Origin of the sequence: Streptomyces coelicoflavus, assembly GCF_045041415.1 — a bacterium.
GTDB lineage: Bacteria > Actinomycetota > Actinomycetes > Streptomycetales > Streptomycetaceae > Streptomyces > Streptomyces coelicoflavus.
Genome location: NZ_CP108218.1, coordinates 4,713,907 through 4,735,763, shown reverse-complemented (window position 1 = coordinate 4,735,763; position 21,857 = coordinate 4,713,907). Strand labels below are relative to the sequence as shown.

At 71.4% G+C, this 21,857-nt stretch carries 21 protein-coding genes; 10 read left to right on the top strand and 11 right to left on the bottom strand.

Going from position 1 to position 21,857, the window contains the following annotated elements; all coding sequences use genetic code 11:
• Window positions 1-47 precede the first annotated feature (47 nt).
• Complete coding sequence (gene serC / locus OHA99_RS21135) at window positions 48-1,166, top strand: phosphoserine transaminase (protein ID WP_165685654.1); 1,119 nt, start codon at window positions 48-50, stop codon at window positions 1,164-1,166.
• Window positions 1,167-1,243: 77 nt separating this feature from the next.
• Here serC and OHA99_RS21130 read toward each other — a convergent pair whose 3' ends face one another.
• Window positions 1,244-2,143, bottom strand: coding sequence for a hypothetical protein (locus tag OHA99_RS21130; protein WP_405697232.1), 900 nt, complete (start codon window positions 2,141-2,143; stop codon window positions 1,244-1,246).
• A gap of 169 nt (window positions 2,144-2,312) precedes the next feature.
• Here OHA99_RS21130 and OHA99_RS21125 point away from each other — a divergent pair, with 169 nt between their 5' ends.
• A complete protein-coding gene (locus OHA99_RS21125; protein ID WP_405697230.1) occupies window positions 2,313-3,509 on the top strand; it encodes a methyltransferase domain-containing protein in 1,197 nt (398 codons plus the stop codon).
• Between the two features lie 24 nt (window positions 3,510-3,533).
• Here the strand turns inward: OHA99_RS21125 and OHA99_RS21120 are convergent, their stop codons facing one another.
• The 5 genes from OHA99_RS21120 to OHA99_RS21100 form a co-directional block, all read right to left on the bottom strand.
• Window positions 3,534-4,214, bottom strand: a complete 681-nt coding sequence (locus OHA99_RS21120; RefSeq protein ID WP_153179302.1) for a response regulator transcription factor — start codon at window positions 4,212-4,214, stop codon at window positions 3,534-3,536.
• Window positions 4,211-5,434 (bottom strand): sensor histidine kinase, encoded by a 1,224-nt coding sequence (locus OHA99_RS21115; RefSeq protein ID WP_153179301.1) that lies wholly within the window; start codon window positions 5,432-5,434, stop codon window positions 4,211-4,213. The genes OHA99_RS21120 and OHA99_RS21115 overlap by 4 nt, the downstream gene beginning before the upstream one ends.
• A 2-nt stretch (window positions 5,435-5,436) precedes the next feature.
• The gene (locus tag OHA99_RS21110; protein WP_153179300.1) at window positions 5,437-5,982 is read right to left on the bottom strand and encodes a hypothetical protein; all 546 of its coding nucleotides are present in this window, start codon (window positions 5,980-5,982) and stop codon (window positions 5,437-5,439) included.
• A 114-nt stretch (window positions 5,983-6,096) separates the two neighbouring features.
• Window positions 6,097-6,939, bottom strand: a complete 843-nt coding sequence (locus tag OHA99_RS21105; protein WP_153179299.1) for an ABC transporter permease — start codon at window positions 6,937-6,939, stop codon at window positions 6,097-6,099.
• Window positions 6,936-7,934: an ATP-binding cassette domain-containing protein gene (locus tag OHA99_RS21100; RefSeq protein ID WP_153179298.1), complete on the bottom strand. Its 999-nt coding sequence runs from the start codon at window positions 7,932-7,934 to the stop codon at window positions 6,936-6,938. The genes OHA99_RS21105 and OHA99_RS21100 overlap by 4 nt, the downstream gene beginning before the upstream one ends.
• 96 nt (window positions 7,935-8,030) lie before the next feature.
• Between OHA99_RS21100 and OHA99_RS21095 the strand changes: the two genes are divergently transcribed.
• Window positions 8,031-8,909: a TetR/AcrR family transcriptional regulator gene (locus OHA99_RS21095; RefSeq protein ID WP_366472227.1), complete on the top strand. Its 879-nt coding sequence runs from the start codon at window positions 8,031-8,033 to the stop codon at window positions 8,907-8,909.
• On the opposite strand, the gene OHA99_RS21090 is transcribed toward OHA99_RS21095, so the two are convergent.
• Complete coding sequence (locus OHA99_RS21090; protein ID WP_164384293.1) at window positions 8,883-9,875, bottom strand: WD40 repeat domain-containing protein; 993 nt, start codon at window positions 9,873-9,875, stop codon at window positions 8,883-8,885. The genes OHA99_RS21095 and OHA99_RS21090 overlap by 27 nt on opposite strands.
• A 112-nt stretch (window positions 9,876-9,987) precedes the next feature.
• On the opposite strand from OHA99_RS21090, the gene OHA99_RS21085 reads away from it, so the two are divergent.
• The 3 genes from OHA99_RS21085 to OHA99_RS21075 all read left to right on the top strand — a co-directional run bounded on the left by OHA99_RS21085 (window position 9,988) and on the right by OHA99_RS21075 (window position 12,411).
• The gene (locus tag OHA99_RS21085; protein ID WP_366472228.1) at window positions 9,988-10,668 is read left to right on the top strand and encodes a GDSL-type esterase/lipase family protein; all 681 of its coding nucleotides are present in this window, start codon (window positions 9,988-9,990) and stop codon (window positions 10,666-10,668) included.
• Window positions 10,669-10,778: 110 nt separating this feature from the next.
• Window positions 10,779-11,366: a Uma2 family endonuclease gene (locus OHA99_RS21080; RefSeq protein ID WP_164384291.1), complete on the top strand. Its 588-nt coding sequence runs from the start codon at window positions 10,779-10,781 to the stop codon at window positions 11,364-11,366.
• A gap of 52 nt (window positions 11,367-11,418) precedes the next feature.
• Window positions 11,419-12,411, top strand: coding sequence for an aldo/keto reductase (locus OHA99_RS21075; protein WP_153179294.1), 993 nt, complete (start codon window positions 11,419-11,421; stop codon window positions 12,409-12,411).
• A gap of 141 nt (window positions 12,412-12,552) precedes the next feature.
• Here OHA99_RS21075 and thpR read toward each other — a convergent pair whose 3' ends face one another.
• The 3 genes from thpR to OHA99_RS21060 form a co-directional block, all read right to left on the bottom strand.
• Entirely contained in the window at window positions 12,553-13,125 is a 573-nt protein-coding gene (thpR, locus tag OHA99_RS21070) for an RNA 2',3'-cyclic phosphodiesterase (RefSeq protein ID WP_153179293.1), read from the bottom strand.
• A 95-nt stretch (window positions 13,126-13,220) separates the two neighbouring features.
• Entirely contained in the window at window positions 13,221-14,600 is a 1,380-nt protein-coding gene (locus OHA99_RS21065; RefSeq protein ID WP_153179292.1) for an MFS transporter, read from the bottom strand.
• 27 nt (window positions 14,601-14,627) lie between these two features.
• Window positions 14,628-15,065, bottom strand: coding sequence for a MarR family winged helix-turn-helix transcriptional regulator (locus OHA99_RS21060; RefSeq protein ID WP_153179291.1), 438 nt, complete (start codon window positions 15,063-15,065; stop codon window positions 14,628-14,630).
• Between the two features lie 150 nt (window positions 15,066-15,215).
• On the opposite strand from OHA99_RS21060, the gene OHA99_RS21055 reads away from it, so the two are divergent.
• Window positions 15,216-15,404 carry a ribbon-helix-helix protein, CopG family gene (locus OHA99_RS21055; protein WP_153179290.1) on the top strand — a complete coding sequence of 63 codons (189 nt, stop codon included), beginning with the start codon at window positions 15,216-15,218 and terminating at the stop codon, window positions 15,402-15,404.
• Between the two features lie 16 nt (window positions 15,405-15,420).
• Here OHA99_RS21055 and OHA99_RS21050 read toward each other — a convergent pair whose 3' ends face one another.
• Window positions 15,421-16,878 (bottom strand): NCS2 family permease, encoded by a 1,458-nt coding sequence (locus OHA99_RS21050; protein WP_405697223.1) that lies wholly within the window; start codon window positions 16,876-16,878, stop codon window positions 15,421-15,423.
• A gap of 204 nt (window positions 16,879-17,082) precedes the next feature.
• Between OHA99_RS21050 and OHA99_RS21045 the strand changes: the two genes are divergently transcribed.
• The 3 genes from OHA99_RS21045 (at window position 17,083) to nhaA (ending at window position 21,850) form a co-directional block, all read left to right on the top strand.
• Window positions 17,083-17,343 carry a DUF2530 domain-containing protein gene (locus tag OHA99_RS21045; RefSeq protein WP_405697221.1) on the top strand — a complete coding sequence of 87 codons (261 nt, stop codon included), beginning with the start codon at window positions 17,083-17,085 and terminating at the stop codon, window positions 17,341-17,343.
• 99 nt (window positions 17,344-17,442) lie between these two features.
• Entirely contained in the window at window positions 17,443-19,860 is a 2,418-nt protein-coding gene (locus OHA99_RS21040; RefSeq protein WP_153179288.1) for an HAD-IC family P-type ATPase, read from the top strand.
• Window positions 19,861-19,948: 88 nt separating this feature from the next.
• On the top strand, window positions 19,949-21,850 hold the full coding sequence (nhaA, locus tag OHA99_RS21035) for a Na+/H+ antiporter NhaA (RefSeq protein ID WP_405697219.1): 1,902 nt from the start codon (window positions 19,949-19,951) through the stop codon (window positions 21,848-21,850).
• The last annotated feature ends 7 nt before the right edge of the window (window positions 21,851-21,857 follow it).

Here is a 21,857-nt window from a genome sequence, read left to right as displayed (position 1 = left end):
ACGGACATGTCTTCGCCCGGTTTGGCCGAGGCGATACCCTCCGGCTCGTGGCTGAGATCCAGATTCCTGCTGACATCAAGCCCGCGGACGGTCGATTCGGCGCGGGTCCCTCCAAGGTGCGGGTTCAGGCGCTGGACGCCCTGGCCGCCACCGGTACGTCCCTGCTCGGCACCTCCCACCGCCAGGCTCCCGTCAAGAACCTGGTCGGCAAGGTCCGCGAGGGCATCCGCGAGCTGTTCCGGCTCCCCGACGGCTACGAGGTGATCCTCGGCAACGGCGGCTCCACCGCGTTCTGGGACGTCGCGACCCACGGTCTGATCGAGAACAGGTCGCAGCACCTGAGCTTCGGCGAGTTCTCCTCCAAGTTCGCCAAGGCCGCGAAGCTCGCGCCCTGGCTGGCCGAGCCGACCGTCGTCTCCTCCGAGCCCGGCACCCACCCGGAGGCGCACGCCGAGGCGGGCGTGGACGTGTACGGCCTCACGCACAACGAGACCTCGACCGGTGTCGCCATGCCCATCAAGCGCGTGGCCGGCGCCGACGAGGGCGCCCTCGTGCTGGTGGACGCGACGTCCGGCGCGGGCGGCCTGCCGGTGGACATCGCCGAGACCGACGTCTACTACTTCGCCCCGCAGAAGTCCTTCGCCTCCGACGGCGGCCTGTGGATCGGCGTGTTCTCCCCGGCCGCGCTCGAGCGCGCCGAGCGGGTGCACGCGTCCGGCCGCCACGTCCCGGAGTTCTTCTCGCTGCCGACGGCGATCGACAACTCCCGCAAGAACCAGACGTACAACACCCCGGCGCTGGCCACCCTGTTCCTCCTCGGCGAGCAGCTGGACTGGATGAACGGCCAGGGCGGCCTGGACTTCACCACCGCCCGCACCAAGGACTCCTCCACCCGCCTGTACACCTGGGCGGAGGAGGCCAAGTACGCCACCCCGTTCGTCTCCGACCCGGCCAAGCGCTCGCAGGTCATCGGCACCATCGACTTCGCCGACGACATCGACGCCGCCGCCGTCGCCAAGGTGCTCCGCGCCAACGGCATCGTCGACACCGAGCCGTACCGCAAGCTCGGCCGCAACCAGCTGCGCGTCGCGATGTTCCCGGCGATCGACCCGGCGGACGTCGAGGCGCTGACCAAGTGCGTCGACTACGTCATCGAGAAGCTGTAGTCGCGACCACCGCTCCGACGACGGAGGGCGCCCGGCGGATCATCCGCCGGGCGCCCTTCGCGTATCCGTTGGGGCCTCTACTCCTCGACGAACAACTCCTCGGCACGCACCACGCTCAGCGAGCGGTCGATCCACGTGCCCAGCACGTCGAGATCGGCGCAGGCGGTGACCCGCTCCCGGACAAAGTCGGGGATCTCGACACCCCGCACCTCGAGAATGCGCAGAACAGTCTCGGCCTTGCCCTCGGCCTTGCCCTCGAGCCAGGACTCCTCGACGATCGAGTTGCTGCCCGGAAAGTTCGGGGTGTAAGTGGCCATCAGATGCCTCCAGTAGTCACGCCCCGGGCCCTCGCCCAGACCGATTTCGACGATCTCCGCCCAGTCCACCCGGTCCACGTCCCCGGGTCCGGACTTTCCTGCGTCGTCCGCCACTCCTGACGCCAGCGCGTCCAGTATCGCAGTCAGTCCCGGGTCCGAGGCGTAGGCGAGTGCGGAGAAGACGGCGACTCCGAGGTCCCGGGCCGCCTCGTCCGGCTCCGTGATCACGGGGAGGATTCCAGGCCCCAGGACCAGCGGGAAGACGACCATGCTGGTGTGGAAGGCACGCCCGACCCGGATCGGTTCCGACGCCCAGGCCGCGGTCGCCTTGTCCTTGCACACCACCAGAAGGAACGGCGGCAACCGGTACTTGGCGTACATGTGGGCCAAGTAGTAGGTCCAGCTGTTGTGCTTGTCCGGATCCGGCTTGCCCTGCGACTCGACGGCGAGCACGAAGCCGCTCTCCTCACCGGGCACGCGTACCCGGAACACGCTGTCCACGCGGCGCTCAAGCGGCCTGATCTCGGTGAGATCGGTGTCCAGGGGCTCGATCGCGGTGTGCTCCGGAAACCCGATGCCCGCCCGTGGCAACAGCCGGGCGAACAACCCCGGATCCATCCGGAAGATCCGGTGCAGCGCTTCATGCGGTGAACTGACCATGCGACGGAACGTATTCGCGCGAGCACCCTGAGCGCGGACGTTCGGGTCGGACTCAACCGTACGAGTGAACATGCCGATGGCCTATGCCAGCCCCATGGTGTGATCGACAAGTCGCCTGTCGCCACCCGCACTTGAACCTGACACCGTGTGAGGACCTAGCGTTGCCGCCGTGGACGACGGGGCGTGGTGGACGGTCGGCGAGCTGGCACGGGCGACCGGGGTGTCGGTGCGGGTGTTGCGGCACTGGGACGCGTTGGGGGTGGTGTCTCCCGAACGTACGCCGAGCGGCCACCGTCGCTACGGCCCCGCGCACGTCACGCGTCTCTACCGGGCGACGGCCCTGCGCCGGACCGGCCTGGGGCTCCGGCAGATCGCCGCGTTGCTGGCCCAGGAGGATCCGGACCCGGCAGCGACACTGCCCGCCCACCTCGACGACGTCGAGGAGGACCTCCGACGGCGAAGCCAACTCCGCGACCGGCTCCGGGCCGCGCTCGAGAGTCAGGAGCCGGACCAGTTGATGAAGGTGATCGAGACCATGACGATGTTCGAGCAGTACGTGCACGGCTACCGTTCCGAGGAGAGCACGCGGCTCGCGGACCAGGCGGACGCCCTCGCCGAGCTGTTGCACGCAGGCACCCGCTTCCGGCCCGGCGAACGGGTCCTGGAGATGGGGTGCGGCGTGGGTGCCCAGACGGTCACCCTGGCGTCGCGGAGCCCGCACGCGCACTTCGTGTCGGCCGACATCGCCCCCGACTCGCTGAAGTCGGCCTCGCGCCGCGTCGCCGCCGCGGGCCTGGCGAATGTCGAGTTCGCCGGGAAGGACGTCTTCGCCCTCCCCGAACGGGAAGGCGGCTTCGCCGAGGCGTCCTTCGACCACGTCTTCGTGTGCTTCCTGCTCGAGCACCTGCCCTCGCCGGTCGACGCACTGCGCCGGCTGCGCCGCCTCGTCCGGCCCGGCGGCACGGTCACCGTCATCGAGGGCGACCACGGCTCGACCTATTTCCACCCGGACGACGAGGCCGCGCGCGCGGCCATCGCGTGCCAGGTGACGCTGCAACGACACGCCGGCGGCGACGCCCTCATCGGGCGACGGCTCTTCCCTCTGCTGCACGAGGCGGAGTGGTCGGACATCGCGGTGACCCCTCGCACCGTCTACGTCGACGGCAGCCGGCCGGACCTCGCCGAGAGCTTCACCAGACGCACTTTCACCGCGATGGTCTCCGGTGTGCGTGAGCCCGCCCTCGCGGCGGGGCTGATCGACCCGGACACCTTCGACGCGGGCATCGCCGCCCTACGGCGCTCGGCCGAACCCGACGGGGTGTTCTGCTACACCTTCTTCAAGGCGGTCGCACACCGCCCGGCATGACCGCGGGTCACGCGTCCACGCCCCTCAGGCCAGCCCCGCCCCGATGGCGCGCCGCACCGCGTCGGCGCGGTCGCGGATGTGGGCCTTGGCGAACAGGTTGTTGATGTGGGTCTTGACCGTGGCCTCGCTGATGAAGAGCTTCTCCGCGATGCCCCGGTTGGACAGGCCCTGGCCGATGAGGGTGAGGACCTCGCGTTCGCGGGGTGTGAGGTCGTCCGGCAGGGGCTGTCGGGCCGCCTCGCCCGGGGCGGGCGCCGCCTTCGTCCTGGCCGTGGCGAGCAGGCGGTTCTGGACCTCGCGGTCGAGTACGGACTGGCCCGCGCCCGCGGCCCGGATCGCCCGGGTGATGTCCTGGCGTCCCGCGTTCTTGGTCAGGTAGCCGCGGGCTCCCGCGCCGAGCGCGCCGAGGATCGAGTCGTCGTCGGCGAAGGTGGTCAGGACGACCACGGCCACCTCCGGATGCTCCTCGGTCAGGCGACGGGTCGTCTCGATGCCGTCCAGCACCGGCATGCGCAGGTCCATCAGCACCACGTCGACGGGTCCCGCGGCCACCGCCGCCAGGACCTCGGTGCCGTCTGCGGCCGCCGCCACGACGTCGATGTCCTCGGCCAGCCCGAGCACCGCCGCGAGCGGCTCCCGCACGGCGGCCTGGTCGTCGGCGACGATCACCCTCAACCGCGTCCGACCGTCCGTCTGTTCACTCATCCCGGTATCACCGCTTCCACCTGCCAGCCGCCCTGGTCCTGCCCCTCGGTGACCGGCCCCGCGCTGACGCTCCCGCCCAGCAGGGCGACGCGCTCGCGCATGCCGATCAGCCCCATTCCGCTGCCGACGCCCGGGGTCACCGCGCGGGTGGCCGGCCGGTTGCGGATCCTCAGTGTGATCGACGACGCGGTGAACGTCAGCTCCACCCCGACGTCTCCGCCGGGCGCGTGCCGGGCCGCGTTGGTCAGCGCCTCCTGGGCAATCCTCAGCAGGTTCTGGGTCACCTGGGCCGACGCCTCGCGGACCGGGCCGGCGACGGTGAGGGCGTCGTGGTGGCCCGCCGACTCGACCATCGCGGTCAGGCTCTCCAGCAGCGGCAGCGCGTCCTCCCGCAGCGCGTGCACGGTCCACTGCGCCTGCTTCAGGCTCTCCTTGACCAGACCGTGCGCCTTGCCGTTGGCCTCCCGGACCTTCTCCAGGTCGCCCGTCTCGAGCAGGGCGTCGGCCAGTTCCAGTTGCATGTTGATGCCGGCGAGGGAGTGCGCGAGGACGTCGTGCACGTCCCGCGCGATCCGGCCGCGCTCGGTGAGGACGGCGGTCCTCGCCTCCGCGCGGGCGGCGCGTTCCGCCGACTCGGCGGCCGAGAGCGCCGACCGTACGGCCTGGCGCTGGGTGCGGTTGAGGATGCCGACCACGACCGGGGCGCCGGTGGCGAGACCGAGCACCCAGGGCAGTTCCGGATCTCCCGGCCCCAGGCCGAAGTACAGGACACCCGCGCAGAGCAGGGAGCAGGTCCCCGCGAGGGCCAGTGCCCGCCCGGTTTCGAGCCGGTAGCCGATGTGCCCGGCGAGGAAGAAGGCGAACAGGTAGCTCGTCCCGCTGCCGCTGACCCCGAGCAGGGCGGCCGCCGCGACGATCCCGGACGAGAGCCAGGCGAGCGCCAACCGTGGGGGGACCCGGCTCTCGGGCACTCCCCTGGCCAGCAGTGCCGCGGAGTTGACCACGAAGAGGACGGCGACCGCGAGGCCCTGGCCGCCCAATCCCATGGGCCGGATCGTCACGGCTCCCACGGCGACGACCGCGAGGCTCAGGCCCCACTGCACCCGCGGGTCCTGACCGGGGACCGGACGCGGGTCCGCCCCCGGACGCGGACGCGGGTCCGCCCCCGGACGCGGGGGCGGAGGCTTCTCGGTGGCGGACACCGGCCGAACATAGCGCACGGTCAGGCCGTACGGTCGAGGACGGGCGCGGCGGAGGCGGCGGAGACGGCGGGAGCCCCGGTCGCGGCCCGGGCACGGCTGCGCACGTAGATCGTGGCCACCCGCGTGACCACCTCGGTGACCGCCATCAGGACGAACGCCGCCACCCATGCCTGGTCGCTCGTGATGTGGTGGTCGATGCTGAACCGGGCGACGTCGTCGGCGCCGCCGTGCTCGACCCAGACCTGGAAGCCCATGCGGGCGCCCATGCCCAGTACCCACAGGACCGCCGACACGGCGCCCGCCTTGATCATGAGGTGCCCGTCGAGGGGCCGGATCCGGGTGCAGGCGCCACCCGCGATGCCGAGCGCGGCGCCCACGGCCGTGAGAGCCGCGATCAGGACGAGGTCGTTGCCCGCGGTCGGGACGGAGTCCAGGTACGAGTACGCCACGACGGCCACGATCCCCAGCGGGATCAGGAAGGTCCTGCGGTCGAGCCGGCCCTCCCGCAGCTGACGGAAGACGATGAGAACCAGGGCGATGTCGGTGATCCACTCAGTCGTTGTCATGCCCTCAAGGCTCCTCCGACCAGGGCCGCGACACCTGGACCCACGGGTGGAGCCGGGGGTGGAGATCCACCGCTCCCCCGGTCTCCACCCCCGGCCCGGACGCCCTGAACGGCCCTACCGGCTCAGCCGCTGGAACCTGCGTACCGCCAGCGGCAGGAAGACCGCCGTCAGTACCACCGGCCACACGCCCGCCATCAGCAGCGCGTGCTGCTCGATCCACGAGTCGCCGCCGCCCACCGGCGTGCCGAACAGCTCGCGGGCGGCCGCCGCCGTGGAGGAGATCGGGTTCCACGCGGCCACCCAGCCCAGCCAGTCGGGCATCAGCTGCGGGGCGACGAAGATGCTGGAGATCATCGTCAGCGGGAACGCCACCGCGAACAGGCCGCCCGCCGCCTCCGGGTTGGGCACCAGCAGGCCGAGCCACACCCCGAGCCAGATCAGCGCGAACCGCAGCCACAGCAGCAGCCCGAACGCGGCCAGGAATTCCCAGCCGCCGTCCGGCCGCCAGCCCATGGCCAGCGCCGTCAGCACCAGGATCGTCAACTCGGCGCAGGCGACGACCAGATCGGTCACCCCGCGCCCGGCCACCACCGCCGAGGACGCCATCGGCATGGAGCGGAACCGGTCGACGACGCCCTTGGTGGAGTCGTACACGACGACGGTCGCCGTGTTGATGAAGCCGAACGCCATGGTCATCACGAACATGCCCGGCATCAGGAAGTCCTTGTAGTCCCCGCCGCCCGGCACGGTCATCGCGCTGCCGAAGACATAGCCGTAGAGGAGGACGGACAGGATCGGGAAGCCCAGCTGCCAGGCGATGTTGACGGGCTGGCGCTGGTAGTGGGTCAGGCCGCGGCGGACGACGTTGCCGCAGTCGGCGAGGAGCCAGTAGAGGCGGCCGTGCTCGGGCGGGGCCGTCGCCGGGCCGGTGGCGCTGCCGGCGTCGAGGGTGCTCATGCCGCCACCGCCTCCTTCACCGCGGGCTCCGAGGGACCCGTGGCCCGAGCGCTCGTACGGTGGCCGGTCAGGCGCAGGAACACGTCGTCGAGGCTCGGCCGGCGCAGGCCGATGTCCTCGACGGCGACGCCCTCGTCCTGAAGGGTGCGCGCCACCTCCGTCAGGGCCGTCACCCGGTCGGCGACCGGGGCGTGCACGCGCAGCGCCTCCTCCTCCACCTCCGGTTGGCCCTTGCAGACCCGGGCGACCGTCCTCACCACCCCGGGGATCTCGGCCCGGTCGGCGACCACGACCTCGATCCGGTCGCCGCCGACCAGGTTCTTCAGCCCGTCCGGGGTGTCGTCGGCGATGGACCGGCCCCGGTCGATGACGGTGATGCGGGAGGCCAGCTTGTCGGCCTCCTCCAGGTACTGCGTGGTCAGCAGGACCGTCGTCCCGTCCGCCACCAGCGCGCGGACCGACTCCCAGACCTCGCCGCGGCTGCGCGGGTCCAGGCCCGTCGTCGGCTCGTCCAGGAACAGGACGGACGGCGCGAGGATCATCGACGCGGCGAGGTCCAGGCGCCGCCGCATGCCGCCGCTGTACTTGCCCACGCCCCGGTCGGCGGCGTCGGTCAGGTCGAACCGCTCCAGCAGCTCGACGGCGCGGGCCCGGGCACGCCGGCCGCCCAGGTGGAACAGGCGCCCGAACATCTCCAGGTTCTGCCGGCCGGTGAGCACCTCGTCCACGGCCGCGTACTGGCCGGTGAGGCCGATCCGCGCCCGCACCTCGCGCGCCTGCCGGGTGACGTCCAGTCCGGCCACCTCGGCGCGGCCTCCGTCCAGCCGGACCAGTGTGGACAGGATGCGGACGGCGGTGGTCTTGCCCGCGCCGTTCGGCCCGAGCAGGCCGTGCACGGTGCCCTCGCGGACGGTCAGGTCGAAGCCGTCCAGGGCGTGTTTGCCGCCGTACCTCTTCTCCAGACCCTCGGCCCGTACCGCGTGCTTCTCGCTCATGGGTCCCAGTCCCCCTCTCGCTCCCTTACTGAGTACACCGTACCCGATTGCGCGTACAACGTACGCAGTTTTTGTCCGCAGACCTAGACTGACCCCATGGCAAGCGGTACGGAGACCAGTGGCAGCGGCGACATCGGCCGCACCCTCGACCTGTTGTGGGACACCGGCCGGCGGCCCAGCCGGGGCCCGCGGCCGGGCCTGACGCTGGAGCGGATCGTGGAGGTCGCCGTCGAGGTCGCGGACCGGGACGGTCTCGGCGCGGTCTCCATGCGCCGGGTCGCCACCGAGCTGGGCACCGGCACGATGTCCCTGTACCGCTACGTCCCCGGCAAGGGCGAGCTGCTCGACCTGATGCTGGACCGCGTGCAGCGCCCGTCCGAGAACCCGGCCGACCTGGGCGACGGCGGCTGGCGCCCGGCGCTGCACGCCCTCGCCCACGCCGCGCTCGCCCTCCACCGCCGCCACACCTGGCTGCTGGAGGTCAACCAGTCCCGCCCGATCCTCGGCCCCTCCGCCCTGGACGGCATGGAGAAGGTGCTCGCCCGGATCAGGCCGATGGGCCTGACCGACCCCGAGCTGGTCTCGGCGGTCGTCATGGTCGAGGGCTATGTGGTCGGGGCCGCCCGCACCCAGGTGTACCAGGAGGAGGCGGAACGCAGGTCCGGGCTGACGGACGCGGAGTTCTGGGCGGCCCAGGAGCCGGCCCTGGTGAAGGCCATGACGAGCGGGCGCTACCCCGTCCTGGCCTCCCTCTCCGAGGACGCCTTCGGCACCGGATTCGACCACTTCGAGTTCGGGCTCCAGCGCATCCTGGACGGGCTGGAGGTCCTGGTGGCCTCGCGACGGGCGGCAGCGGACGGCCCCGCCGCGAGCGGCTCGGCAGCGGACGCCCCGGCCCCGGTCCCGACCAACGGCTCGGCAGCGGACGACCCGGCCCCGGCCAACGGCTCAGCGGCGCCGGAAGACCCGGCGTAGGCCGAACAGGGCGGCGAGCGCGACGAGCAGCCCCACCGCGCCGACCTTCAGCGTGTCCCCGCCCGGACCGCCGGAGTCCGCACCCGAGGCGTGGGACCCGGAACCCGATCCGCCGCCGGAGTCGCCACCGTCCTGCCCGGGCACGTCCTCGGCCTTCACGGGGCTGTTGACCCCCTCCATGCCGAGCAGCAGCTTCTTGCCGTCGGTCGTGTAGGTGGCGGACTCGCCCTGCCCCAGGGGCACGCCGATCCGCCCCTTGCGCTGGATCTTCCCGCCGTTCCAGTCGTACCAGATGCCCCCGAGGTACCCGCGCACGGCGAACTGCTCGCCGTCCGGGGAGAACGCGGCGTCCGTCGCCCACAGGTCCACGGGCACGGTGGGCTTGAAGACGTTGGTGCCGGAGGACGACAGCTTCGCCGGGCCCTCGTACAGGTGCCCGCCGTCCTCGTTCTTGTCGATGAGGTAGACCCGCCCGGTCTTCGGGTGGACCAGCATCGACTCCGCGTCGCGGGAACCGTCCGCGTACTTCACCACGTACTGCGTCGCCTTGACGGTCTGGTCCTTCAGCTCCGTCGGCTCGGGCAGCTCGTAGATCCACACGTACGGCCAGGTCACGCCGTCGTTGTCCCCGATGTCGCCGACGAAGATCTTGTTCCCGGGTCCGATGCCGATCGCCTCCACGTCCCGGGGCGTGCCGACGCCGGACAGCGCGACGCGGGCAACGGTCTCGCCGGTGGCGCCGTCGACGGCGTAGAGGTACGGGCCGGTGTCCTGGTCGTTGTGCGTCCAGTAGATGCCGGGGTGCAGGCGGGAGGCGGCGAGGCCGCTGGACTCGGTGATGCGCGGGTCCTTGATCGTGAACCCGTCGCTCCCGGCGGGCCCGTCGCCCCCGTCCGCCGCCGAGGCGGGCACGGCGAACGCCCCCACGAGGAGGGCCGAGGCGAGGAGGGCGAAGGGTCGGCGCATGCGCCAAGCCTGCCATCCCGCGCGGGCGTTCACGTCGGCGGTCACCCTTCCGGTCACCCTGCGTGGTCGGGCTCACATCGCGTCGACCAGGCCGATCGTCCATGATGAGCGGATGCTCAGGTTCATGTTCGTCGGTGACTCCATGACGATCGGGAGCGCCGGCGATCACACGTGGCGCTATCGGCTGTGGCAGCACCTGCGCGACTCCTACGGCCGCCCCTTCACCTTCGTCGGCCCGCGCGAGACACTGCACGACCAGGTGGCGGACGCCCCCACCTCGTACGCCTACGCCGAACCCGGCTTCCCCCGCGCCCACCTGGCCGGCTGGGGCGAGGGCTGGCACCACATGACGCCGCTGATCGGCGAGACGGTGCGCTCCTGCCGCGCGGACGTGCTCCTGGTCTCCCTGGGCCTGATCGACCTCGGCTTCTACACCAACGCCGAGCAGACCGCCGCCAACGCCCGTGCCTTCGTGGCCAACGCGCGCGCGGCGAACCCGCGCGTGCGCACGGCCGTGATGCCGGTGCTGCACAACATCCGGGTGGACGCCGACGAGACCTTCGCCGAGCAGGTCGCCCACTTCAACGAACTCCTCGTGAAGACCGTCACCGACCTCGACGACCCGCGCTCCCCGCTGCTGCTCGTGCCGCCGCCGGTGCCGTGGGACTTCCACACGGACACCTACGACGGCACGCATCCCAACGAGAGCGGCGAGCACCGGATCGCGCAGGCGTTCGCCGAGGCGATGGGCGAGGAGTGGGGGCTGGGCGGGCCGTACACCGCCGCCTCGTAGGAGCCCCCCCGCCTTGGCATATGCGTGTCCTCCCGTGTCCCGGTCGCCGTGCGTATCGTTGTACCGCGCGGCTGCTCCCGCCCGTGGGACAGCCGGGGAGGAGTGCCACGATGACCGTCGTTGACGACAGGATCGACATGGCCGACGCCAACACCCAGCGCCTGGACGAATGGTTCGAGCGACTGGAGCGGATGCCCGTCCCCGAAGGATTCCGGGTCGAGATCGTCGGGGGCAACGTCCACATGACACCGCAGCGCAGCACCCACCACAAAATCATCCGCCGCATCGAACGAGCCGTCGAAGACCGCTTCGGCATGGACGTCGAACTCCTCTCGGACGTCCGTATCGATTTCCCGGGACCGGGTAACGCTTTCTGCCCCGACGTGGCCAAGCTCCGCGACGGGGCCGAGCAGGACGAAACGGGCCACTGGCGTTACCAGGACGTCGAGTTCGTAGCCGAGGTCATCTCCAAAGGCACCGCCGCCAACGACTACGGCCCCAAGAAGCTCGCCTACGCCACCGCAGAGGTCCCCCTCTACCTGATCGCCGACCCGTACCAGGGCCGCTGCCACATCTTCACGCACCCCAAGGACGGCGACTACACGACCGAGACCAGGGTCGTCTTCGGGGAGGACCTGGACCTCACCGACACCGTCCTCGGCCTCACCCTCAGGACCGACGCCTTCCCCCGCGACTGACCGCCCGCCCCCGCTTGCCTGGAGCGCACTCCAAGTCGTTGGCTTGGGGACCATGAAGTACACGCAGCTCGGACGCACAGGACTCAAGGTCGGCCGGCTCGTCCTCGGGACGATGAACTTCGGTCCGCAGACCGACGAGGCCGACAGTCACGCGATCATGGACGCGGCGCTGGACGCCGGCATCAACCTCTTCGACACCGCCAACGTGTACGGCTGGGGCGAGAACAAGGGCCGTACCGAGGAGATCATCGGCAACTGGTTCGCCAAGGGCGGCGACCGGCGCGACAAGACCGTTCTCGCCACCAAGGTGTACGGCAACATGGGCGCCGACGGCGAGGCGTGGCCCAACCACGACAAGCTGTCCGCCGTGAACATCCGGCGGGCGGTGGACGCCAGCCTGAAGCGGCTCCAGACCGACCACATCGACCTGTACCAGTTCCACCACGTCGACCGCGCCACCGGCTTCGACGAGATCTGGCAGGCCATCGACACCCTGGTCCAGCAGGGCAAGGTGCTCTACGCCGGGTCGTCGAACTTCCCCGGGTACAAGATCGCGCAGGCCAACGAGACCGCCGCCCGGCGCGGCGGGACCATCGGGCTGGTCAGCGAGCAGTGCCTGTACAACCTGGCCGAGCGCCGCGCCGAGATGGAGGTGATCCCGGCCGCGCAGGAGTACGGCCTCGGCGTCGTCCCGTGGTCGCCGCTGCACGGCGGACTGCTCGGCGGGGTGATCAAGAAGGAGGTCCAGGGCGGGCGCCGCGCCTCGGGACGCGCGGCCGACACCCTGGCCGACCCGGCGAAGCGGGCGCAGATCCAGGCGTACGAGGACCTGCTCGACAAGCACGGCCTGGAGCCCGGCGAGGCGGCGCTGGCCTGGCTGCTGACCCGGCCCGGCGTGACCGGCCCGATCGTGGGTCCGCGCACGGCCGAGCAGCTCGCGTCGGCGCTCAGGGCCGTGGAGCTGGAGCTGTCGGAGGAGCTGCTGGCCGGGCTCGACGAGATCTTCCCGGGTCCGGGGCCCTCCCCGGAGGCCTTCGCCTGGTAGCGGGGTGCGGTGGTGAGCGGGGCGGCGGCCGTCGCGCGGGCGGGTCAGCCGAGGGCCGCCGCCAACGCCACCACCACGAGCATCAGCACGAGCACACCGGCCATGATCCGGTTACGGGTCTTCGGGTCCACGCCCCCGAGCCTAACCGGAGGCGCCGAGCGGGCTGCGGGCGACCGCCTCGTAACGGGGCTGCTCGCCGGGGACGCCGGAGTCCGGCAGGTTGCTGCGGACCAGCGCCAGGTCGGTCACCGTCCAGGCGGGCCCGGTGAAGCCGGACAGCGCCTCGACGTAGGGGCGGGCGTCGAGGGCCTGCCTGCTGCGGGCCAGCGTCAGGTGGGGCTTGTAGCGCCGGTGCTCGCCCATCGGGACGCCCGCCCTGCGCCCCGCCGACTCGGCGCGGTCGGCCAGCAGCCGCAGGGTCGCGAGGCCGCCCTCCGCGCCGGCCCACAGCGCCCGGCCGCGCCCGAACTGGCCGCCGCCGCGCAGCGCCAGCTCGAAGGGCGGGGTGCGGTGGGCTGCGCGTTCCAGGCGGGCCGACAGGTCGGGGACGACGTCGTCGTCGACCTCGCCGTAGAAGGCGAGGGTGAGGTGCCAGCCGGGGCGGCCGGTCCAGCGCAGCCCGTCCGCACCCGGCAGTCGGCGCAGCGCGGCCACCTCGTCGGCGAGGGAGGCGGTGACGTCCTCGGGGGGCAGCACGGCGGCGAACAGTCTCATGCCGCCAGCCTCGCAGAGCCCCGCTGCCCGGTCCCCCGGATTTTCCCTCCGCCGACGCCCGCCGGCGACGGGGCCCCACCCCCGGTCTGCCTCCCCTACGCCACCGGTGCCAGCGCCTCCTGCCGCTCCCGCGGCACGAAGCGGACCTGGGGGTGGCCGCGGTGCCAGCCGACGGACAGGCGCAGGTTGCCGACGCGGGCCAGGACCAGGCCGATGACGAGGGCGGCGCTCGCCGCCACCGCGCCGCCCGCGGCGAAGCCGGCCCGGGCGCCGTAGGTGTCGGTGACCCAGCCGACGATCGGGGCGCCGATGGGCGAGCCGCCGAGGAAGACCATCATGTACAGGGCCATCACGCGGCCCCGCATGGCCGGGTCGGTGGACATCTGGATGCTGGTGTTGGCGGTGACGTTGACCGTCATGCTGAAGAGGCCGATCGGGACCATCAGCAGCGCGAAGAGCCACAGTTCCGGTGCCGTCGACGCCACGATCTCCAGTGCGCCGAAGCCGAGCGCCGCCGCGATCAGGACGCGCAGCCGGGCCGTGCCGCGGCGGGCGGCGAGCAGGGCGCCGGCCAGCGAGCCGACGGCCATGAGGGTGTTGAAGAGGCTGTACGCCCCGGCGCCCGCGTGGAAGACGTCGTCGGCGAAGGCGGACAGGAAGACCGGGAAGTTGAAGCCGAACGTGCCGATGAAGCCGACCAGCACGATGGTCCAGATCAGCTCGGGGCGCCCGGCGACGTAGCGCAGGCCCTCGCGCAGCTGGCCCTTGCCGCGCGGGGTGGGCCGGCCGGCGTGCAGTTCGCGGGCGCGCATCAGCAGCAGGCAGCTGAGCGGCGCGACGAAGGACAGGCCGTTGGCGAGGAACGCCCAGCCGGTGCCCACACCGGTGATCATCAGACCGGCGACGGCGGGGCCGACCAGGCGGGCGGACTGGAAGTTGGCCGAGTTCATGCTGACCGCGTTCTGCAACTGGTCGCGGCCGACCAGCTCGGAGACGAAGGTCTGGCGGGCCGGGTTGTCCATGACGGTGGCCAGGCCCATCGCGAAGGCGGCGACGTAGACGTGCCAGACCTGGACGTGTCCGCTGAGGGTGAGGACGGCGAGGGCGAGTGCGGTCAGCGCCATCGCGGACTGGGTGACCAGCAGCGTCGGCCGCTTGGGCAGGCGGTCGACGAGGACGCCGCCGTAGAGGCCGAAGAGCAGCATCGGCAGGAACTGCAGGGCGGTGGTGATGCCGACGGCGGCCGAGGAGCCGGTGAGGCTGAGCACCAGCCAGTCCTGGGCGATGCGCTGCATCCAGGTGCCGATGTTGGAGACGACCTGGCCCATGAAGAACAGGCGGTAGTTCCTGACCTTCAGGGAGGCGAACATCGACGTCCTGCGGCGGGCGGCGGGGCTGGTCGGATCGTCCGGGGCGGCCGGGTCGTCGGGGCCGTCGGGTGCGGGGGCGGAAGCTGCTCCGGATCCCGTACTCAAAAGGGTTCGCCTCCTCGCGAGAACTGCTTACTTGTGGGCGAGCTTCTCCAGCACGGGGGCGGCGGCGCGCAGTTTCGCCCACTCGTCCTCGTCGAGGCCCTCGACGAGCGTGGCCAGGAACGCGTTGCGTTTGCGGCGGCTCTCCTCGAGCATCACCACGGCCTGCTCGGTCTGCGTGACGACCTTCTGGCGCCGGTCCTCGGGGTGCGGCTCCAGCCGGACCAGGCCCTTGGCCTCGAGCAGCGCCACGATGCGGGTCATCGAGGGCGGCTGGACGTGTTCCTTGCGGGCCAGCTCGCCCGGGGTCGCGCTGCCGCAGTTCGACAGGGTGCCCAGCACCGACATCTCGGTCGGGCTGAGCGACTCGTCGACCCGCTGGTGCTTGAGCCGACGGGACAACCGCATCACGGCGGAGCGCAGGGAGTTCACGGCGGCGGCGTCGTCGCCATGGTTGAGGTCCGGCATGTTCCTTAGCGTAACTCATTAGTCTCGCGAAATACCACCGCACCGTCGCCCGCGTGCCCGTGACGCCCGCCACTGAAACCCACAGTTCACCCGTACGAGTGAGTCGTTTCCGGAAATCGGAGCGTCACCGGGCGGGCCGGGGCGACCCTCGTGCTCATGGGGACCAGCGTGCTCAGCCTGCGGATGGACGGGGAGCTGCTCGACCGGCTCCGGGACCATGCGGCCAAAAGAGGAATGAGCGTCCAGGACTATGTCGTCCGGACGCTCATTCGCAGTGACTTCGACGAGCGGTTCCAGTCCGCCGTGGAGGAGACGGAACGGTTCTACGGGGTCACCTGAGGCAGCCTTGCGGGCCTCACGTCAGGCCCAGGGCCGGCATCAGGTAGTAGAAGGCGAAGACCGCCGACACCACGTGCATCGCCACCGGCACCTCGCGGCCCCGTCCGGCCGCCAGGCGCAGCACCGAGAAGGTGATGAAGCCCATGCCGATGCCGTTGGTGATCGAGTAGGTGAACGGCATCATCAGCATCGTCACGAAGGCCGGGATGGCGATGGTGAAGTCGGACCAGTCGATCTCCTTGATCGAACCGGCCAGGATCAGGAAGCCGACCGCGATCAGCGCGGGGGTCGCCGCCTGCGACGGGACCATGGTGGCGACCGGCGTGAGGAACAGCGCCAGGGCGAACAGCCCGCCGGTGACGATGTTGGCGAAGCCCGTGCGGGCGCCCTCGCCGACGCCGGCCGTGGACTCCACGAAGCAGGTGGTGGCCGAGGCGGAGCTGGCACCGCCCGCGGCGACCGCGACGCCGTCGACGAACAGGACCTTGCTGATGCCCGGCATCTGGCCCTCGCCGTCGGTCAGCTTCGCCTCGTCGCTGATGCCCATGATCGTGCCCATCGCGTCGAAGAAGCACGACAGCAGCACGGTGAAGACGAACAGCACCCCGGTCAGGACGCCGACCTTCTCGAACCCGCCGAACAGGCTGACCTCGCCGACCAGCCCGAAGTCCGGCGTGGCGACCGGGTTGCCGGGCCACTCGGGGGTGGTCAGGCCCCAGGAGGGGATGTCGGTGACCGCGTTGATGATCATCGCGATGCCCGTCATCACGACGATCGAGATGAGGATGGCGCCCGGGGTCTTGCGGACGATCAGCGCGAGGGTCAGCAGCACGCCGAGGACGAAGACCAGGACCGGCCAGCCGTGCAGATGACCGCCGGTGCCCAGCTGGATCGGGACCGTGGTCTGGGCGGCGTCCGGCATCCGGGTGATGAAGCCGGAGTCGACCAATCCGATGATCATGATGAAGAGGCCGATGCCGATCGCGATGGCCTTGCGCAGGCTGTAGGGCACGGCGTTCATCACGCGCTCGCGCAGACCGGTGGCGACCAGCAGCATGACGACGAAACCGGCCAGCACCACCATGCCCATGGCGTCCGGCCAGGACATCCGCGGGGCGAGCTGGAGGGCGACGACCGAGTTCACGCCGAGGCCCGCGGCCAGCGCGATCGGGACGTTGCCGATGACCCCCATCAGGAGGGTGGTGAAGGCGGCCGTCAGGGCGGTCGCGGTGACCAGCTGACCGTTGTCGAGCTGGTGGCCGTACATGTCCTTGGCGCTGCCGAGGATGATCGGGTTCAGCACGATGATGTAGGCCATCGCGAAGAAGGTGGCGAAGCCGCCGCGGATCTCACGGGGCAGGGTGCTGCCGCGCTCGGAGATCTTGAAGTAACGGTCGAGGCCGTTCTGCGGGGGCCGCCGGCCTTCCGGCGACTCGGGGGACGGGGGGACCTTGGCGGTGGCCGAGGTGGACATGCGGAACCTCATGCACCAACAGGTTCCCCCACGGCCTTGTCGGTGTTCCTCTTGGTGTTTTCTACGAATGAAAGTGGTCAGAGACAAACGGGTTCAGTATGAACGTATGAGCCACTGATCGCTATCTCCGCGCGTAGACCCGCGTCGTCCCCCGGGTGGCGCCGCGCCGTCCACCTGTTCGCACCCTCCTCGTAAGCTGTACGCATGACGAAGTGGACACCCACGCACGAGGCGCCGGAGCCCCTGGAGGGCCCCGTGGTTCCGACCATCGTCGGCGGCACCATCCTCTGGTTCGTCCTCTTCCTGGTGCAGCTGCCCTTCTACGGCTGGTTCGACGACCACGGGCACGCCTGGTGGGTGTGGACCTGCCTGGCCGGGGCCGGCCTCGGCCTGATCGGCATCTGGTACGTCCGGGGGCGCGACGCCGCGATCAAGCGGGACGCGGCCGCCGCGGCGCAGAAGTAGTACCAGGGCAGCACACCGCGCCGGTACGCCTCGTACCCAGGTCGGATCTTCTCCGCGCCCGGTGGGTGGAGCCGTATGTCCGCACGTACCGTCGGATCCATGACGCATCTCGACGCGGACAGACTCGACCCGGAGCACCGCGCGCACCCCGCGCGTCCCGCCGGCCCGCCTGCGCCCGTGACCGGTCTCACGGCGGCCCAGGTCGCCGAACGGATCGCGCGCGGCGAGATCAACGACGTGCCGGTGCGCAGCAGCCGCTCGCTGGCCGACATCGTCCGCGCCAACGTCTTCACCCGGTTCAACGCGATCATCGGCGTCCTCTGGGTGATCATGCTGATCGTCGCGCCCATCCAGGACAGCCTGTTCGGGTTCGTGATCCTCGCCAACACCGGCATCGGCATCGTCCAGGAGTGGCGGGCGAAGAAGACCCTCGACTCGCTGGCCGTGATCGGCGAGGCCCGCCCGACGGTGCGCCGGGACGGAAAGCCCGCCGAGGTCGGCACCTCGGAGATCGTGCTGGACGACGTCATCGAGATCGGGCCCGGCGACAAGGCCGTCGTCGACGGGGTCTGCGTCGAGGCGGACGGGCTGGAGATCGACGAGTCGCTGCTGACCGGCGAGGCCGACCCGGTGGTCAAGCAGCCCGGCGACCAGGTCATGTCGGGCAGCTTCGTGGTCGCCGGCGGCGGCGCCTTCCGGGCGACCAAGGTGGGGCGCGAGGCGTACGCCGCCCAGCTCGCCGAGGAGGCCTCCCGCTTCACGCTGGTCCAGTCGGAGCTGCGCTCCGGCATCTCCACGATCCTCAAGTACGTCACGTGGATGATGGTCCCGACGGCGATCGGCCTGATCCTCAGCCAGCTGCTCGCCAAGGACAACGCGCTGGACGACTCGATCGCCCGCACGGTCGGCGGCATCGTCCCCATGGTCCCCGAGGGCCTGGTCCTGCTCACCTCCGTCGCCTTCGCGATCGGCGTCATCCGCCTCGGCCGCAAGCAGTGCCTGGTCCAGGAGCTGCCCGCCATCGAGGGGCTGGCCCGCGTCGACACGGTCTGCCTGGACAAGACCGGCACCCTCACCGAGGGCGGCATGGACGTCACCGGCCTGCGCCTGCTCGGCGGCGCCGACGAGGGGTACGTCCGCACCGTCCTCGGCGCCCTGGGCCAGGCCGACCCGCGCCCGAACGCCTCCCTCCAGGCGATCATCGACACCTACCCGGCCGACGGCCCCGCCGGTGCCTGGCGGTCCACGGGGTCGCTGCCCTTCTCCTCCGCCCGCAAGTACAGCGGCGCCGCGTTCGACGAGGGCGACGGCGCCCCGCGTACGTGGCTGCTCGGCGCCCCGGACGTGCTGCTCGCCGAGGACGACCCGGCGCTCGCCGAGACCGGGCGGCTCAACGAGCAGGGCCTGCGCGTCCTGCTGCTGGCCCGCGCCGGCCGCGCCCTGGACGACGCCCGGGTCGCCGAAGGGGCCGAGCCCACCGCCCTGGTCGTCCTGGAGCAGCGGCTGCGCCCGGACGCCGCCGACACCCTGCGCTACTTCGCCGACCAGGACGTCCGCGCCAAGGTCATATCCGGCGACAACGCCGTGTCGGTCGGCGCGGTCGCCGCCAAGCTCGGACTGTCCGGAGCCACCGTCGACGCGCGCCGGCTGCCCGCCGAGCGGGAGGAGATGGCCGGGGCGCTGGACGAGGGCACGGTGTTCGGGCGGGTCACCCCGCAGCAGAAGCGGGACATGGTGGGCGCCCTCCAGTCACGGGGCCACACGGTCGCGATGACCGGCGACGGCGTCAACGACGTCCTCGCCCTCAAGGACGCCGACATCGGCGTCGCGATGGGTTCCGGCTCGGAGGCGACCCGGGCGGTCGCGCAGATCGTGCTGCTCAACAACAGCTTCGCCACGCTGCCCTCGGTGGTGGCGGAGGGCCGCCGCGTCATCGGCAACATCACGCGCGTGGCGACCCTGTTCCTGGTCAAGACCGTGTACTCGGTGCTGCTCGCGATCCTGGTGGTCTGCTCCCAGGTGGAGTATCCGTTCCTGCCCCGCCACCTCACCCTGCTCTCGACGCTCACCATCGGCGTCCCCGCGTTCTTCCTGGCCCTCGCCCCGAACAAGGAACGGGCCAGGCCCCACTTCGTACGGCGTGTGATGCGGTACGCGATCCCGGGCGGGGTGGTGGCCGGCGCCGCGACCTTCGTGACCTACCTGGTCGCCCGGCAGCACTACACCGGCCCGGACGCGCTGGACGCGGAGACCAGCGCGGCGACGCTGACGCTGTTCCTGATCTCGATGTGGGTCCTCGCGATCATCGCCCGGCCGTACACCTGGTGGCGGGTGCTGCTGGTGGCGGCGATGGGCCTGGGCTTCGTGATCGTGCTGGCGGTGCCGTGGCTGCAGGACTTCTTCGCGCTCAAACTGGTGGGCGTGACGATGCCGTGGACCGCCGTCGGCATCGCGGTGGCCGGTGCGGGCGTGCTGGAGCTGGCGTGGCGGTGGGTGGACCGGAAGCTCCCGGTGTGACGCCGGAGCCGGCCGGTCATTCGTGGTCTCGTTCGGAATTCAAGGAGTATGGAGTCCGCCGACCCATGTGATCGGAGACATGCTCCTGATGAACCTTCGCGGAAAGAAGACCGCCGACTCGCAGTCACAGTCACGCAAAGGAGAGCTGGCGGCCCAGTTGTCGGCTCCGGTGCGGGCCTTCATGGCGACCGAGGCGGGCAGCGCCGGACTGCTCCTCGCCGCCGTGGCGGTTGCCCTGGTATGGGCGAACTCCCCCTGGTCGGAGGCGTACACGGCCCTCTGGGGAACGGACGCGTCCGTCACCGTCGGGGACGCCCGGCTGTCGATGGACCTGAGCCACTGGGTCAACGACGGACTGATGGCCCTGTTCTTCTTCGTCATCGGTCTGGAGGTGCGCTACGAGGTCTCCGTGGGCTCGCTGAACGACCGGCGCCGGATCGTGATCCCGGGCCTGGCGGGCATCGGCGGCATGCTCGTCCCCGTCGTGCTGTACCTGGCGATCGCGCCCGGGGGCGAGGCCGCGCGGGCCTGGGGCGTCGTCATCGGCACCGACACGGCGTTCATGCTGGGCGCGCTCGCCGTGGTGGGCCCTCGGTTCGTCACCCAGCTGCGGGTCTTCCTGCTCGCCATCACCGTCATCGACGACATCGTGGCCGTCACGGTGATCGGCGTGGTCTACTCGGGCAGCATCAACGTGCCGGAGCTGATCGCCGCGCTCGTCCTCGGCGTCGTCCTGTCGGCGCTGACCCGCTTCGGCGTCTGGCGGGCCGCCCCGTACGTGCTGATCGTCCTCGTGATGTGGCTGGCCACCCTCCACGCCGGCCTGCACGCCTCCATCGCCGGCATGCTCGGCGGTCTTCTCATCCCCGCCCGCAAGCCCTCCCGGGAGGGAGTGGAGCAGGCGGCACGGCTCTTCCGCGCCTTCCGCCAGTCGCCCCTCGCCGACGTCGGCAAGACGGCACGCAGGGGACTCCAGCAGGCCGTCTCCGTCAACGAACGGCTCCAGACGGTCCTCCACCCCTGGTCCAGCTATCTCATCGTCCCCGTGTTCGCCCTGGCCAACGCCGGCGTCGACCTGCGCGACGGCGTCCTGACCGACGCGCTGGGCTCCTCCCTCACCTGGGCGGTGGTCGTCGGTCTCGTCGGCGGCAAGCTCCTCGGCATCTGGGGCGGCGCCGCCCTCGGCACCCGGTTCGGCATCGGCAGGCTCCCGACCGGGGTGGCGCCGGGTCACGTCCTGGGCGGCGGCGCGCTGTCCGGACTCGGGTTCACCGTGTCCCTGCTGATCGTCGGGCTCGCCTTCCAGGACCCGGAGGCCCGCGCCCGGGCGACCGTGGGGGTGCTGCTCGCGGCGGTGTTCGCGACCCTCGCCGGCTGGGTGGTGTTCCGGCTGGCCGCCAGGCTGAAGGGCCAGACCGACGCCGACCTGCCCCGGTACCTGGACCTCCCGGTGGATCCGAAGCGGGACCACATCCTCGGTCCCGCCGACGCTCCCCTGACCCTGGTGGAGTACGGCGACTTCGAGTGCCCCTTCTGCGCCCACGCCACCGGCGTCACCAAGGAACTGCGGCAGCGCTTCGGCGACCGGTTCCGCTACGTGTTCCGCCACCTGCCGCTGACCGACGTCCACCCGCACGCCGAACTCGCCGCGCGGGCCGCCGTCGCCGCCGAGGCCCAGGGGCGCTTCTGGGAGATGCACGACCTGCTCTACCAGCACCAGGACGAACTCGAGTACGAGGACACCGCCGGCTACGCCGCCGACCTGGGGCTCGACGTCGAGCGGTTCCTGCGCGACCTCGCCGCCGAGGAGACGGCCGCCCGGGTCCGCGAGGACGCCGCCAGCGCCGAGGCGAGCGGTGTCCGCGGCGCACCGACGTTCTTCGTCGGCGACCGCAGACACACCGGCCCCTACGACGCGCAGTCCCTCGCCCGCGAACTGGAGGCGCTCACCGACGCGCCCTCCGGGGCCACGCGGGAGTCCTCGGGCTGACCGGCCC

What these genes read in the sequence shown, in the direction of transcription:
- thpR (WP_153179293.1), bottom strand. Translation starts at nt 13,125, where the DNA reads ATGAGACTGTTCGCCGCCGTGCTGCCCCCCGAGGACGTCACCGCCTCC.
- OHA99_RS21040 (WP_153179288.1), top strand. Translation starts at nt 17,443, where the DNA reads ATGACGCATCTCGACGCGGACAGACTCGACCCGGAGCACCGCGCGCAC.
- OHA99_RS21080 (WP_164384291.1), top strand. Translation starts at nt 10,779, where the DNA reads ATGACCGTCGTTGACGACAGGATCGACATGGCCGACGCCAACACCCAG.
- OHA99_RS21090 (WP_164384293.1), bottom strand. Translation starts at nt 9,875, where the DNA reads ATGCGCCGACCCTTCGCCCTCCTCGCCTCGGCCCTCCTCGTGGGGGCG.
- OHA99_RS21120 (WP_153179302.1), bottom strand. Translation starts at nt 4,214, where the DNA reads ATGAGTGAACAGACGGACGGTCGGACGCGGTTGAGGGTGATCGTCGCC.
- OHA99_RS21085 (WP_366472228.1), top strand. Translation starts at nt 9,988, where the DNA reads ATGCTCAGGTTCATGTTCGTCGGTGACTCCATGACGATCGGGAGCGCC.
- OHA99_RS21110 (WP_153179300.1), bottom strand. Translation starts at nt 5,982, where the DNA reads ATGACAACGACTGAGTGGATCACCGACATCGCCCTGGTTCTCATCGTC.
- OHA99_RS21075 (WP_153179294.1), top strand. Translation starts at nt 11,419, where the DNA reads ATGAAGTACACGCAGCTCGGACGCACAGGACTCAAGGTCGGCCGGCTC.
- OHA99_RS21130 (WP_405697232.1), bottom strand. Translation starts at nt 2,143, where the DNA reads ATGGTCAGTTCACCGCATGAAGCGCTGCACCGGATCTTCCGGATGGAT.
- OHA99_RS21050 (WP_405697223.1), bottom strand. Translation starts at nt 16,878, where the DNA reads ATGTCCACCTCGGCCACCGCCAAGGTCCCCCCGTCCCCCGAGTCGCCG.
- OHA99_RS21095 (WP_366472227.1), top strand. Translation starts at nt 8,031, where the DNA reads ATGGCAAGCGGTACGGAGACCAGTGGCAGCGGCGACATCGGCCGCACC.
- OHA99_RS21060 (WP_153179291.1), bottom strand. Translation starts at nt 15,065, where the DNA reads ATGCCGGACCTCAACCATGGCGACGACGCCGCCGCCGTGAACTCCCTG.
- OHA99_RS21105 (WP_153179299.1), bottom strand. Translation starts at nt 6,939, where the DNA reads ATGAGCACCCTCGACGCCGGCAGCGCCACCGGCCCGGCGACGGCCCCG.
- OHA99_RS21045 (WP_405697221.1), top strand. Translation starts at nt 17,083, where the DNA reads ATGACGAAGTGGACACCCACGCACGAGGCGCCGGAGCCCCTGGAGGGC.
- OHA99_RS21100 (WP_153179298.1), bottom strand. Translation starts at nt 7,934, where the DNA reads ATGAGCGAGAAGCACGCGGTACGGGCCGAGGGTCTGGAGAAGAGGTAC.
- nhaA (WP_405697219.1), top strand. Translation starts at nt 19,949, where the DNA reads ATGAACCTTCGCGGAAAGAAGACCGCCGACTCGCAGTCACAGTCACGC.